14 protein-coding genes are annotated in these 14360 nt (G+C 45.5%); 6 read left to right on the plus strand and 8 right to left on the minus strand.

What is annotated here, in order from left to right; translation table 11 throughout:
- Positions 1-41: 41 nt before the first annotated feature.
- From N746_RS0101765 to N746_RS0101790, 6 genes are all read left to right on the plus strand, one after another.
- Positions 42-989: a LysR substrate-binding domain-containing protein gene (locus N746_RS0101765; RefSeq protein WP_029933649.1), complete on the plus strand. Its 948-nt coding sequence runs from the start codon at positions 42-44 to the stop codon at positions 987-989.
- A 157-nt stretch (positions 990-1146) separates the two neighbouring features.
- Positions 1147-2526: a ribulose-bisphosphate carboxylase gene (locus N746_RS0101770; RefSeq protein WP_029933650.1), complete on the plus strand. Its 1380-nt coding sequence runs from the start codon at positions 1147-1149 to the stop codon at positions 2524-2526.
- Positions 2527-2686: 160 nt separating this feature from the next.
- Positions 2687-3487, plus strand: a complete 801-nt coding sequence (locus N746_RS0101775) for a CbbQ/NirQ/NorQ/GpvN family protein (protein WP_029933651.1) — start codon at positions 2687-2689, stop codon at positions 3485-3487.
- A gap of 80 nt (positions 3488-3567) precedes the next feature.
- On the plus strand, positions 3568-5832 hold the full coding sequence (locus tag N746_RS0101780; RefSeq protein ID WP_029933652.1) for a nitric oxide reductase activation protein NorD: 2265 nt from the start codon (positions 3568-3570) through the stop codon (positions 5830-5832).
- Positions 5833-5872: 40 nt separating this feature from the next.
- A complete protein-coding gene (locus N746_RS0101785; protein ID WP_029933653.1) occupies positions 5873-6133 on the plus strand; it encodes a hypothetical protein in 261 nt (86 codons plus the stop codon).
- Positions 6134-6243: 110 nt separating this feature from the next.
- Complete coding sequence (locus tag N746_RS0101790) at positions 6244-6804, plus strand: Hsp20/alpha crystallin family protein (RefSeq protein WP_029933654.1); 561 nt, start codon at positions 6244-6246, stop codon at positions 6802-6804.
- Between the two features lie 30 nt (positions 6805-6834).
- Here N746_RS0101790 and hisI read toward each other — a convergent pair whose 3' ends face one another.
- The 8 genes from hisI to N746_RS0101830 all read right to left on the minus strand — a co-directional run bounded on the left by hisI (position 6835) and on the right by N746_RS0101830 (position 14331).
- The gene (gene hisI, locus N746_RS0101795) at positions 6835-7284 is read right to left on the minus strand and encodes a phosphoribosyl-AMP cyclohydrolase (protein WP_029933655.1); all 450 of its coding nucleotides are present in this window, start codon (positions 7282-7284) and stop codon (positions 6835-6837) included.
- Positions 7285-7298: 14 nt separating this feature from the next.
- Positions 7299-8381 carry a 3'-5' exonuclease gene (locus N746_RS0101800; RefSeq protein WP_029933656.1) on the minus strand — a complete coding sequence of 361 codons (1083 nt, stop codon included), beginning with the start codon at positions 8379-8381 and terminating at the stop codon, positions 7299-7301.
- A 119-nt stretch (positions 8382-8500) separates the two neighbouring features.
- Positions 8501-8830, minus strand: coding sequence for a Na+/H+ antiporter subunit G (locus tag N746_RS0101805; protein ID WP_029933657.1), 330 nt, complete (start codon positions 8828-8830; stop codon positions 8501-8503).
- Positions 8831-8839: 9 nt separating this feature from the next.
- Positions 8840-9109, minus strand: a complete 270-nt coding sequence (locus N746_RS0101810; RefSeq protein WP_029933658.1) for a K+/H+ antiporter subunit F — start codon at positions 9107-9109, stop codon at positions 8840-8842.
- A complete protein-coding gene (locus N746_RS0101815; protein ID WP_029933659.1) occupies positions 9103-9597 on the minus strand; it encodes a Na+/H+ antiporter subunit E in 495 nt (164 codons plus the stop codon). The genes N746_RS0101810 and N746_RS0101815 overlap by 7 nt, the downstream gene beginning before the upstream one ends.
- Positions 9597-11120, minus strand: a complete 1524-nt coding sequence (locus N746_RS0101820; protein WP_029933660.1) for a monovalent cation/H+ antiporter subunit D — start codon at positions 11118-11120, stop codon at positions 9597-9599. Before N746_RS0101820 ends, N746_RS0101815 begins: the two co-directional genes overlap by 1 nt.
- Complete coding sequence (locus N746_RS0101825; RefSeq protein ID WP_029933661.1) at positions 11117-11503, minus strand: Na+/H+ antiporter subunit C; 387 nt, start codon at positions 11501-11503, stop codon at positions 11117-11119. Before N746_RS0101825 ends, N746_RS0101820 begins: the two co-directional genes overlap by 4 nt.
- The gene (locus N746_RS0101830; RefSeq protein ID WP_029933662.1) at positions 11491-14331 is read right to left on the minus strand and encodes a monovalent cation/H+ antiporter subunit A; all 2841 of its coding nucleotides are present in this window, start codon (positions 14329-14331) and stop codon (positions 11491-11493) included. The genes N746_RS0101825 and N746_RS0101830 overlap by 13 nt, the downstream gene beginning before the upstream one ends.
- Positions 14332-14360: the final 29 nt, after the last annotated feature.

The following is a 14360-nucleotide window of genomic DNA, read 5'->3' on the forward strand; positions in this document are numbered from 1 at the left end:
TAATAGACTCAATTTAAACAACCAGGCCTGGTGCTTAATTTATGGCAGATAAACCTAATCAATTAATTCGACACGCGACCATACGGCAGCTTCAAGTGTTTGAAGCGATCGCGAGGCATAAAAGCTTTACGCGTGCGGCTGAAGAATTACACCTAACCCAACCAACAGTTTCGATGCAGGTTAAAAAATTAGCCGATGCACTAGAGGTTGATTTGTTTGAGCTAATTGGGCGCAAAGTATTTTTAACCCAAGCTGGAGAAACCCTCTATGATGCGGCTAAAGATATTCTTGAGAAGCTTGAGGTCTCAGAAGACCATATTAAAAATCAAAAGGGCTTTTCTGGCGGACGCGTAAAATTTTCGGTTGTTTCCTCTGCACAGTATTTTGTGCCTAAAGTGATCTATGATTTTGTCGAGCGTTACCCTGAGGTGAAAGTCGCGATGAATGTAGGCAACAAGGAACAGCTACTCGAACGCATTCAAAAAAATGAAGACGATTTTTATATTCTAGGTGAACCATCCGATGCTCTGAATATCGAATCCTACCAATTGGCCCCTAATCCTTTGGTTTTTATTGCCCACAAGTCGAACCCTTTAGCAAAAAAATCGAAAATCAAACTGTCTGAGTTGGCAAATGTGCCGTTCTTGATGCGAGAAAAGGGATCGGGCAAACGTGCACAAGTAGAAAAAGCGTTTCAAAAACAAAACTTCAATCCTAATATCAAAATGATTTTGGGCGGCAATGAACTGGTTCGTTTAGGCGTGTTGCAAAACTTGGGCGTTGCGGTTGCTTCACTCGCTACCGTGATAAATTACGTTGAACAAGGGGAGCTTGTCATCCTGGATGTAGAAGGGTTTCCGATTCATCGCCATTGGTATTTGGTCACATCAAAAGGGAAAATGCTATCAATCGCGGCGCAAAAATTAATTGAATTGTTAAAAATTGAAATTAAAAGTCTCAACAAGAAAATAGAGCAATACCTTCCCTGACTTGTTCATAGTCTATTATCTATCATTATCATGTAATATATTGATTTGTGTAAATCCTAAAACTCTATAAACTAGCCTCATTAATTTTGGGGTTATTGATTTTTATCGATAACAAATAGTCAAAGACGGGTCACCGTCTATTATTGAGGTAAGTTAAATGGATCAGTCGAATCGTTATGCTGACTTGAGTTTGAAAGAAGAAGACCTAATTGCCGGTCAAAACCATATTTTGGTGGCTTATAACATGCAGCAGGTCGCGGGTTATGGTTACCTAGAAGTGGCGGCGCATATTGCGGCCGAATCATCAACCGGTACAAACGTAGAAGTATGTACTACCGATGATTTTACTAAAGCGTTAGACGCATTGGTTTATGAGATTGATGAAGCCAATCACGTGATTAAAATTGCTTATCCGTTCGATTTGTTCGACCGTAACGGCACTGATGGCAAAACCATGTTGGTTTCTTTCCTAACTTTGGCGATTGGTAACAACCAAGGTATGGGCGATGTTAAAAACCTACAGATGGTAGATTTTTGGGTTCCAGAAACTAAATTGCACTTGTTTGATGGTCCTGCAAAAGACATTTCTGACATGTGGCGTGTTTTGGGTCGTGATTATAAAAACGGTGGTTACATCGCGGGTACGATCATCAAGCCAAAATTAGGCTTACGTCCAGAACCTTTTGCAGCCGCAGCTTACCAGTTCTGGTTAGGTGGCGACTTCATTAAAAATGATGAACCACAAGGTAACCAAGTTTTCGCACCAATGAAAAAGGTTATGCCTTTAGTGGTTGATGCGATGAAACGTGCACAAGACGAAACCGGTCAAGCCAAGTTGTTCTCTGCCAACATCACCGCAGATGACCATTACGAAATGCTTTACCGCGCGGACTACATCCTAGAAGCCTTTGGTGAGTTTGCACAAAACGTTGCATTCCTAGTTGACGGCTATGTAGGTGGTCCTGGCATGATTACAACCGCTCGTCGTAATTATCCTTCACAATACTTACATTATCACCGTGCAGGTCATGGTGCGATCACATCGCCATCTGCTAACCGTGGTTACACCGCATTTGTTTTATCTAAAATCTCTCGTTTACAAGGGGCGTCAGGTATCCACGTGGGTACGATGGGCTTCGGTAAAATGGAAGGTGGCAACGAAGACAAAAATATTGCTTACATGATCGAGCGTGATGAGTGTCAAGGGCCATTCTTCTATCAAAAATGGAACGGCATGAAGCCAACCACGCCAATCATCTCTGGCGGTATGAACGCACTTCGCCTACCGGGTTTCTTCAAAAACTTAGGTCACGGCAACATCATCAACACCTCTGGCGGTGGTTCATATGGCCACATCGACAGCCCAGCCGCCGGTGCGATTTCATTGCGCCAGTCTTATGAGTGTTGGAAGCAAGGGGCCGACCCAATCGAATTCGCGAAAGAACACAAAGAATTCGCGCGTGCGTTTGAGTCCTTCCCTGCTGATGCTGACAAAATCTATCCAGGTTGGAGAGAAAAGTTAGGCGTTCATAAATAAGCATCGCTTAAGCTAGTTAAAAACCCCTGTTAAATTCAGGGGTTTTTGCTATCCCCTATCCCAATATTTCATTGTTAATCAACCATAGGTTGTTTTTATTAAAGCACCAGGCCTGGTGGTTTAATAAAAGTAACTTCATCGTATTTTAAGAGGTCAGGTCATGGATATTCGCCAATATAACATCGAAAAAGAACCGTTTTACCAAGCACAGAACAACGAGGTTTCGTTATACCAAGCCGCTTATAATGCGCGTCTCCCGGTGATGGTTAAAGGTCCAACCGGTTGTGGTAAATCGCGTTTTATTGAACACATGGCTTGGAAATTGGGCAAACCATTAATCACCGTATCATGTAACGAAGACATTACAGCGTCTGATTTAGTTGGTCGTTTTTTATTAGACTCGAGCGGCACACGTTGGGTAGACGGACCTTTAACTATGGCCGCACGTCATGGCGCGATTTGTTATTTAGATGAAGTGGTCGAAGCACGTCAAGATACGATGGTGGTAATTCACGCGTTAACCGATCACCGTCGTGAATTGTCATTAGATAAAAAAGGCGAGCTAGTTAAAGCCCACCCAGATTTTCAATTAGTGATCTCTTACAATCCGGGTTATCAGAGCTTGATGAAGGACTTAAAGCAATCAACCAAACAACGTTTCTGCGCGCTAGATTTTGATTATGCCCCGGCTTATGTCGAAGCCGAAATTTTGGTCAAAGAATCTGGCGTGGAGTTGGAGGTCGCGAAAAAATTGGTTCAAATTGGTGAAGCCGCACGTAATTTAAAAGGCCACGGTCTGGACGAAGGTATTTCAACACGTTTGATGGTCTATGCGGCCACGCTGATTGCGCAGGGTGTTGAAAAGCAAGATGCTTGTCGTATGGCATTGGTTCGCCCGATTACCGACGATGCGGATATCCGTGAAACCTTGGATAATGCCATTAATATGGTTTTTGCTTAACTCCTTTTGAACCTCAAACACACAAAGAGCGGAAGTCACGCACTTAATCCTCGTGTGTTTGTGCCTCTGTGGTGAAAAACATGACGCTAGAATTACTTGAAACCTACCGAAAGCAACTCAACTGTGGCTTTGAGCAGGTTCAGCAACTTTTCCCCCAATGTGTCGTACAGGCTCGGGAATGTTTGTCGGAAGCTGGCTTAAATATCTATCTAGAAAAAGCTCAGCTACTTTGCAAAATGGGACGTGGCGCGGAGCCGGCCATTATATATCTAGACGAAATGCCCAGCATTGCTAGTCATTTAGGTGAAACTTCGCTGAGTGCTGTAGCCGACTATGCCTATAAATTGGCGCGCAGCCCAAACAGTAAAGCCATCGTGCCCTTTTTGCAAAGCTTGGCCTCCCTTAACCGCCGTATTGACCAAGTCGAACAGCTCAACGAATATCTGGCGATGCTGGATGATTTTATTGATCGCACTCAAACCGTGATTCATGGCCACCAGTCGATGTATGAAAGCAAAGGCCTGATCCCGATGTTGGACAAGGTTCCATTTTTAGTGGGCAAGCTTACGTTGGATGGATTAAGACGTTGGATGGATTACGGCATTAGAAATTACCAACATTTTCCAGATCAACAAGCTGAATATTTTGCGCTGCAATCCGCCGATTCTAAAAACATCATGCAACGCGAGCGTCATGGCGTCGTGTTTAAAGATGTCGAACGCCAGTTGGATATGTTACAAAGTGCGTTATGGAATCAAGAACGCATGTTTGTGAGTTTTTCGACTGCCTTTGATCAAATCAAAAAACCGATTCCCTATATTGAAGAAGATGCCATGCGTGTGCCGGATATGTACGATGATTTAAATGGCGTGTCGGGTTTAGATCGTTATCGCGCCATGCTGATGCATATGATGGCCCATTACACCTGGTCAAAACCCAGCATCGGTGACAACATGGCGCCGCAAGTACAATTGTTCCTTGAACTGTTCGAAGATTGTCGCGTCGATAGCTTAGCCATTGCGCGTTTTCCCGGTTTAAAAAAGTTATTTCTGTCTTTGCACCCGATCCCAGTTGAAGGAAGTTGTGATGAGAGCCAAGAGTCCTGCTTGCGTTATCGTTCAACTCGTTTATCGCGCGCTTTACTAGATGCGGACTTTAAGCCTAATGATGCGCTCATTGAAAATATGGTCGAACAGTTTAATCAAGTGATGCAAAAAGGCGAAAATTCGAGCATAGAAGACCTGCGCGATCTAGCGACGCATTATTTTGTTAAAAGTCGTAAACAAACGGATAGCTTGCCCAATCTGTATTTTACCGATACCGAAATTTCCTATCGTGATGACAACCGCTATTTATGGGTGTTCCATGAAGAAGGCGACGAAGCTGATGATACGGTTGAAAATGAATACAAACCAGACGATCAAGACCGAGAAATTGATCAAGATGGCGGCTTGCCACCACGTCATTACGACGAATGGGATTACATTAGTGAAACCTATCGGCCTGAGTGGACCACCGTTTATGAAAGATTGCATCCAGCCGGTGACGCCAACAAAATTGACAGCTTGCTGGCTAAACATGCCGGCCTGGTCAAACAGCTTAAGCGTGTCATTGAAATGCTCAAACCGCAAAATAAAGTGCGCGTGCGTTTTCAAGAAGAAGGCGACGAGCTCGACTTAGATGTCGCAATACGCTCACTCATCGACTACAAAAGTGGCTCACAACCTGACCCGCGCATTAACACCAGCCACACGCCAGATGGTCGCTCCATTTCGGTCATGTTGCTGGTGGATATGTCTGAATCTTTAAATCAACGTGTTGCAGGTACCGATCAAACCTTACTTGAACTCAGTCAAGAAGCTTTGGCCTTATTGGCTTGGGCGGTTGAGCAATTAGGTGATCCGTTTGCGATTGCGGGCTTTAGTTCAGATACCCGTCACGAAGTGCGATACCAGCACATCAAAGGCTATAGCGAACATTGGTCAGAGCCGGTTAAATCACGCATCGCCGCGATGCAAGCGGGTTATTCCACTCGAATGGGCGCAGCGATGCGTCACGCCGCGCATTATTTATCCGCGCAACAAACCGATAAAAAACTCATGCTAATTCTAACGGATGGCGAGCCTGCGGATATTGATGTCAAAGATCCCAAAATGCTGATTCAAGACAGCAAACAGGCGGTCACAGAGTTGGCCAATCAAGGCATCTACACCTACTGCATTAACATGGACCCAAAAGCCGATGAATATGTAGCGGACATTTTTGGTAACCACTATGCCATTATCGACAAGCTCGAACGTCTACCCGAACAGTTACCTAAATTATTTATCAATTTGACGCAGTAAGTCTATAATCACCAGGCTTGGTGATGAATAGGAGAGAACCATGTGTTTAGTAATGTTAGCCGTGGCGGTTTTGTTGTTGGTGGTTTATCTAGATAGTCATTTAATGAATTGGCATTTGGTTGAAAAACTGGATGCGCATAGTCAGATTACGTTGGCGATGGGTTGGGAAATGATTCCGGCTTTTTGGCCGTTGATTTTACTCACGGTATTCGCGACCTTATTGGTGGTATTGATTTATCAGCGCTTGGTGAATAAACGTTCATTAGGTTGCTCAACCTGTCCGACGGATTCGAATGAGTGAGTCTAATATTTTATTTTGCCCTCTTGAAAAATATTAAATAAGGAATAAAAATATCGTGTAGGTGGATTTATTCCATTTGATTCAATCACTTAATTTCATGGGGGTGAAATATGGAACTAAGTAAAATCAATCCTTGGAACTGGTTTAAACATGAAGAGCCAAATGCTTCTCAACAAGCTATTCCAGTTAAACATAAAGATTACCCTTCTCAAACCGGGTTGTCGGATATTTGGCAGTTACACCGCGAAATGGATCGGTTATTCGATCAGGCCTTTCATGGTTTTGGTTTGCCGACTCGTCGCTTAAACTCGCTGTTTTCGGCCAATAATCAGGCGGCTTTTCGACCTAACTTGAATGTGGCAAGTGACGATAAGCAATATACGGTTTCACTCGAAGCACCAGGCCTGGTGCAAGAGGATATTAAGCTTGAACTGAAAGGCCAGACCTTGTTTATTCAAGGGGAAAAGCGTTTAGAGAAAGAAGATAAGGATCAGCATTATTATCGAATCGAGCGCAGTTATGGTCAGTTTCAACGCACCTTAGACCTGCCGGATGATGTGGTGTTGGATAAGATTGAAGCCAGTATGAAAGATGGGGTACTAACCGTGGTTTTGCCAAGAGATGGTCAAGCCCCGAAAAATGGCCACCGACAAATTCCGATCAAGACCTAAATAAAAAAGCCGTGTTATTACACGGCTTTTTTAGTGCGAATGGTGTTTGTAGAGTTCAGCCGGGTCTATTATTGGGTCGGTTAAGATTTCAATTTTGTCGTCTTTAATCGCATTGTAAAAACAGTTTGCACGGCCGCTGTGGCAGGCTGGTCCAGTTTGGTCGACCAACAATAGTAAGGTATCGCCATCGCAGTCCAAACGGGCTTCTTTAAGCGTTTGGATTTGACCAGAAGCTTCACCTTTGCGCCAGTAGTTTTGGCGTGAGCGCGACCAATAACAAACACGTCCGGTTTGTAAGGTTTCTTCGAGTGCGGCCAAGTTCATATAAGCCAGCATTAAGACTTCACCCGTATCGTGTTGCTGTGCTATGGCTGGCATTAAACCATCGGCATCAAATTTTAAATGGGTTTTGAGTTGTGCCCAGTCAAACTGATCACCTTTTTTGGCGTGCTCTAAACTTAAAAAATTGAGTTCCGACATGACTAACCTTTGTGTTATTTGCGTTTTGCGTTGGCAAAAGCCTGGGCAAATAAATTATTGCTGACGGCTTTTTTCTCGGTTGGCGAGGGTTTTTTCTCATTGATTTGTGAGTTACGCCCGAGTTTTAACATAGCTAGCATCAGCTCAGCCGTCGCGCGCGCATCCGCTAACGCATCGTGCGCATCACCCGGAAATGGCTGGCCTAGTACTTTTTCATAAGCGACTGTTAGCTTCGGGGTTTTCCAGAACCAATACATGCGCTCAGAATGCCAGCGCATCGCACCGACCAATTCTTTGCTGAGTTCGGCGACATCTAACCATTTGTTGTAGTCGAGCTCGAACTCGAGCATTTTCTTATTCGCCGAGTTTTGTAAATAGGCAAAGTCACTTTCGGTGCTGTAGGCCAGGATAATATCAGCTTCAAGTAATACCTTGTGAATCTCATCCCAACACTGTGCGAACAACGGCGCTTCTTGCACCATTTCAGTTGAAATGTTGTGCTTTTCATTTTCAGGAATGTCATAACCTGGGTTGATCAGCTGGTTTAGGATTTCTTTACCGTCTAAATCGCAGATCGAAATTTGGATGACATCGGCTTCGGGATTGGTCGAAATATCGGTGGCTTCTATATCCAAGCACAATACACGTTTACCTTTAAGGTCTTTATCATGTTGTTTAAGCTTGAATAACGCATCATTACGGTTTTCTTTGATCAGTGGAATCACTTCAGATTGAGTGAATTCGCTGATTAAGGCTTCAATCGCCAACTGAGCTTTATTCATGGAACGAGTTAATGCAGCCCGTACGGTTTCATCTTCAGACGCACGTTGAATAAATTCTTCGCAGCTGACGACTTCATCTTCAGCAATGATGAGTTGATCTAATGCGGTATGCGCAATTTTTTTGGTGTTGTAATCAAACTGTTCTAGGGGCGGAATGCGTAGACCAGCAGATAGTAGAGCTTTTTCACCTTTTGCCGGAGAGGCTACGAGCTGAACGCCTTTGATATCCAGTCCATCGGAGGCCGTTACGGCAACAATGTATTCTTTTAAAGGTTGGTTACGTTTATCAAATAAAATCAGTTGCGCTTGGCTCATAATGGTGGGATTCAGCTTAAGTGTAAAAAACCGTCATTTTATCAGTAAGGGGTGAGTTTGTCGGGTTTTTTACAGACGTGTCGGACACCACCAGGCCTGGTGGTGACGAGAAAGGGTATTTAGAAGCGTTCTGCTTCAGTAACGTTTTTGGTGCGCTCGACTTGTTTGAGTTTGATGTGCAGGGCTGCCTTGGCCATCAAATGCGCACTAACTGGTGCGGTGATAAAGAGAAAGAGCGTGATCAATATTTCATGCAGACTGGCATGGTCTGTTTTAAATGTAAAATAAAGTGCAGAAGCCAATAAAATCGCGCCTACACCTAAAGTGGTGGCTTTTGTTGGGCCGTGTAAACGCATAAAAAAATCCGGCAGTTTGTATAAACCCACCGAACCTACCAGGGTAAAAAATGCGCCGATTAATACCAGCAAAGCTAAAATCCATTCCAACATATTGCTTCCTTATTCCATGATATCGCCGCGTAATAGGTATTTGCTTAGAGCCACTGTGCCCACAAACCCCATCACCGCAATTAACAGTGCGGCCTCAAAGTAGAGCGCGCTTCCTAAGTGGAGCCCGAGCAAAATGAGAAGCGCAATGGCGTTAATATAAAGCGTGTCTAACGCTAAGATACGATCAGGAAGATCTGGCCCTTTGACTAAACGAACCAAGCTAAGAACCAGCGCTAAGCTGACCAGTGCAAATGCAATCGGTAAAACCGTGGCTAGCATGATACAAATACCTCCATCAGTGGTTTTTCATAACGCTGTTTGATTTCATGAGTGGTCGCTTCAATATCTTCAACATGCAAGCCATGCACCAATAGCTGACGCTTGTCGGCTGATAAATCACAAGATACGGTACCCGGTGTTAATGAAATGGTGTTGGCCAACAAGCTGATACCAATTGGGCTGGTTATATCTAAGTCAATACAGATAAAGCTGGGTTGTAAGCGCTCATTTTTACCCAAGATTAGCTTAGCAACAGTAAAGTTGGCCACCAAAATATCCCATAACACCACCAGGATAAACTTGAGCAAGGTAAGTGGTTTATGAAGGCAAATCTTTTCAGGCCAAAAGCTGGAGGTTAGCCATGGAATAAAGGTCGCCAACATAAAGCCTAAAACAATATGCCCGGCCGACATGGTGTTGTTAAGCAATAACCAGGTAGCCCAAAGAACCAACATTAAGATTGGATGCGGAAACAGTTTCTTAATCATTATTCAACCCTCTGTGTCGCCGGTGTCGATAAGACCGCTTCAATATAAGTCGCGTTGTCAAAAACTTGGATCGATACCAGCTCGGTGTAAGCTGTAACCGGGTTGGCAAAGATGACTAAGATTGGGCTGATGGCCAATAAACCAATCACCGCACCCAAAGCAGCGACATTGAGTGGTTCACCCGGCAAGACATCCACTGGTTGGGTGCGATAAAACAGTAACGAACCTGCTCGTGCCATCGCAATAATCATTAACAGACTGGCGACAAGCACAACAGCCAGTATGGCGAAGAACCAGCTGTTTTCTAGGGCGGCGGCTAAAATCAAAACCTTACCAAAAAAGCCCGATAAAGGCGGCATGCCCGTCATCGCCACTGCGCCAAACATAAACACACTGCCGATTAAGATGGCGTTAGGAATAATCGGGGCAGGCTCAAAACGATCCTCATGCACTCCGCGTCCGCGCGAAATTATATCCGCAAGTAAGAACATGCCACCTGCGATGAGAGTGGAGTGAATTAAGTAATATAAGGTGGCGGCCAGAGCTTGTGGGCTGTTAAGACCAACGCCGATTAACAGGGTTGCTACCGAAGCTAATACTAAATAAGCCACTTGTTCGCGTAATCCTCGCGCGGCCATTACTCCGAATGCAGCTAGTAACAAGGTGATTAAACCTAAACCGAGCACCCAAGGGGTGTAGAAACTGGCTAAATCACCGGCCTGCTCACCAAAAATGGTGCCATGTACGCGGATAATAGAGTAAATTCCAACCTTGGTCATAATCGCAAATAGTGCGGCTACTGGTGCCGAGGTTTGTGCGTAGGCATTCGGCAACCATAAATATAATGGGAACATCGCAGCCTTAACGCCAAATACCACTAACAGCAATAAACCGGCAGCGGCAATCAAGCCTAAGTCTTCTGCAGGCGCGACCGATATTTTGGCGGCCATATCGGCAATATTTAGTGTGCCGACCGCACCGTAGAGCGCACCAACAGCAAACAAGAATAAGGTTGAGCCAATCAGGTTAATCACCACATAATGTAAACCCGCCTTGGTGCGTAAGCGCCCACCACCATGCAAAAGCAAACCATAGGAGGCGAGTAGTAAAACTTCAAAGAACACAAACAGGTTAAACACATCACCCGTTAAAAATGCACCATTTAAGCCAAATAATTGCAGTTGAAATAACACATGAAAGTGTGAACCTTGCTTGTCATACTTGGTTGCAATCGCATACCAAAGTGCACCTAAAGCCAGCAAGGAGGTAATCAAAACCATTAAGGCCGACAGTTGGTCTAGTACAAATACGATGCCAAACGGTGCGATCCAGTTACCCGCTAAATAAACCTGATGAACACCGGTGAGTGAGAGTTTAACCATCTCAATGCTCATAAACACCAGGCCTAATACGACCAGTAGGTTAAGTGAACGTTGCAGACGTAAGCCACCCATGCGAGCGAATAACAAAACAAAACCGGCGATGAGTGGCAATAAAACAGCCCAGGCGGTTAACTGCATCATGATTTTGCCTCCTGGTTGTTATGACTGCTGATTTGTTCAGGCAGCCGTTCATCATCCGCTAGGTGTAAACCATCCACATGGTCATTCCCCATTTCACCCCGAGCCTTTAGCGCTAATACAATTAAGAAGGCGGTCATACCAAACGCAATTACTATCGCGGTTAACACTAAAGCTTGTGGCAGCGGGTCAGCATAACCAGCCGCGGCGGCATCAATTACCGCCGGTTGGCCAATGGTTAAACGTCCCATTGCAAACAAAAACACGTTAACGGCATAGGCCAATAAAGTTAAACCTAATACGACCGGAAAGGTGCGGGCACGCAGGGTTAAATACACACCCGCGCTGGTCATAACCCCGATAAGAATTGCAATTAACCATTCCATTGTTTTGTCTCCTGTTGAGGGCTGTGACCATTATGGTGAGAGGCATAACTCAGCTTGCCGAGTTGAACCAAACTCATCACCGTTGCGCCGACCACGACAAGGAAAACCCCAACGTCAAACGCGATGGCGCTCGCCACTTCAAACTTGCCGACCACCGGCCAGGTTAAATAGGTAAAGGTGGAGGTTAAGAATGGGAAGCCTAAACCAATCGCCACTAAGCCGGTACCGGTCGCGGCTAATAACCCAAAACCAATTACCCAATGCATATCCGCTTTTAATCGATCACTGGTCCATTCAATGCCATTGGCGAGGTATTGAACAATCAACGCCACCGCCGCAATCAAGCCGGCTATAAAGCCGCCACCCGGCAGGTTGTGACCGCGTAGAAAAATATACACCGCCACCATTAACATTAAGGGTAATAGCAGGCGAGTTAAGGTCTGCATAATCATTGGGTGGTTATCTAAGCTCCACTGGCGGCCATGCGAATCTTTGTCGGGGGCGGGTAGTTTCATTCCTTCTAACATGGCAAAAATACCCAAACCAGCTAGTGCCAGTACAACGATCTCTCCAAGAGTATCAATGCCACGGAAATCCACTAAAATGACATTTACGACGTTGGTACCCCCCCCGCCTGGCTTGGCGTTTTCTAGGAAGTAAGTCGAGATAGGATCGTATTCGCGACTTAAGACCGCCATGGTAAATAAGGTCACGCCGACCCCGGCCAAAATTGAAATGACCGCATCACGACTTAAACGCAAGCGACCAACTTCTTTAGGGCTGGTTTGAGGTAGGAAATAAAGCGCCAGCAATAATAAAACAATCGTCACCACTTCTACTGATAACTGAGTAAGTGCCAGATCTGGGGCTGAAAACTTAACAAAACCAAGCGATACAATTAAACCGACCACGCCAATTGTAATCAGAGCGGTTAAGCGCTGTTGATGCCAGCGCACGGTTAAGTAGCTTGCAACGATTAAAGCCAGCGCGGCGGTTAGGGTCACGGCATCAAGTGGCAAGCCTTCACGGTCGCCCAGCAAGGCTGCAGGCATCGACATAAAGCCGATCAAGCCCGCAACAAGAGCTGCGCCAATCACCCAGACTGCGGCGTGCTGAAGTGAACCTTTGTCGAAGCCACGCGTTAAGCGTACCGAAAAACGTAAGGTGGACAACAGAATCGCGTTATATAAAACACGCGCATCAATTTGCGCAATAAAGCGTTCATGCAAGGCAAACAAACGCTCGCGCACAAAGTAAACCGCTACCCCTAATGTCAGGGCGAGCAAACTCATCATCAGCGGCAAATTGAAACCATGCCAAATTGCCAAGCTATAATCCGGCGGAGTTGCTTGAAGTGTACCGGCCACCGCAACCGCTAAGATCGGTGCGACGGTGAACATTGGCACAATGCCGACGGCCAAACAAATGATCACGAGCAGGTCGACTGGGATTTTCATAAAACGCGGTGGCTCGTGTGGGGTTTTTGGTAGATCAATCGGTTCGCCATTAAAGAACACATCGTGAATAAAACGCAATGAATAAGCCACCGAAAAAATCGCGGCGATGGTCACAATAATCGGAATAAACCAAGCCAAAGCCGATGCATGTGAGGCGGTGATGGCCTGCTCAAAGAACATTTCTTTACTCAAGAAACCGTTTAATAACGGAACCCCCGCCATCGCGGCGGCGGCGATCATCGCTAACACGGCCGTGTGAGGCATGTATTTAAGTAAGCCATTGAGCTTGCGCATGTCGCGCGTACCGGTTTCGTGATCAATAATGCCCGCCACCATAAATAAAGAAGCTTTAAACGTGGCGTGATTAATAATATGAAAAATAGCCGCCACCGCCGCCATATGGGTGCCAAAACCGAATAATAAGGTGATTAAGCCTAAATGACTGATGGTTGAGTAAGCGAGCAGACCTTTTAAATCGTGCTTAAATAAGGCGGTATAAGCACCAATTACAAAGGTGATCATCCCTGCACCGCCGACTAGCCACATCCATTCAGGCGTGCCGGATAAAGCGGGGAAAAAGCGTGCCAATAAGAAAATGCCAGCTTTTACCATGGTAGCTGAATGCAAGTAGGCCGAAACCGGCGTAGGGGCTGCCATCGCGTGAGGTAACCAAAAGTGGAAAGGGAATTGTGCTGACTTAGTGAATACACCTAACAGAATCAATACCAGCGCGGGTACATAAAGTTCGTGGCTTCGAATGAGGTCACCGGCCGCGAGTACATCGGTTAAATTGTAACTGCCGACAATATGACCTAATACCAACACACCGCCGAGTAAAGCTAAGCCGCCCGCGCCCGTGATCGCCAAAGCCATGCGAGCGCCCTGGCGTGCATCTTTGCGGTGTTGCCAATAGCTAATTAATAAGAAAGAACTTAACGAGGTCAGCTCCCAAAATACCACCAGTTGAATCATGTTTTCGGATAACACGATCCCCAGCATTGAACCCATAAACATCAGCAGGTAAGCAAAAAAACGTCCCATGGAATCATTGGGCGACAAGTAATATCGTGCATACACAATGATTAATAAGCCAATCACCAAAATGAGCATCGCAAACAGCAGCGAAAGACCATCTAGCCGGAAGGCAAAGTCTAAGCCAATGGCCGGCATCCATGTCCAGCTCTGCACCAAAGTTTCGCCGTTAAACGGAACACTAAAAGTCGGTGCTAAAAAAGCCATCGCCAGTACCGTAATACCAGCGGCTGCCCAGGCTGAAGCAACCCGGCTAAGCTTGGAGGACCAAGCCGCTAAAATGGCCCCGGCAAAAGGAAGTAGGGCTACGATCGGGAGGTTAAACGCAACTAAACTCATGGGGTTCCTAACTATTTAAAGGCGTAGTA

It is taken from the genome of Thiomicrospira pelophila DSM 1534, from assembly GCF_000711195.1.
Taxonomy (GTDB): Bacteria; Pseudomonadota; Gammaproteobacteria; order Thiomicrospirales; family Thiomicrospiraceae; genus Thiomicrospira; species Thiomicrospira pelophila.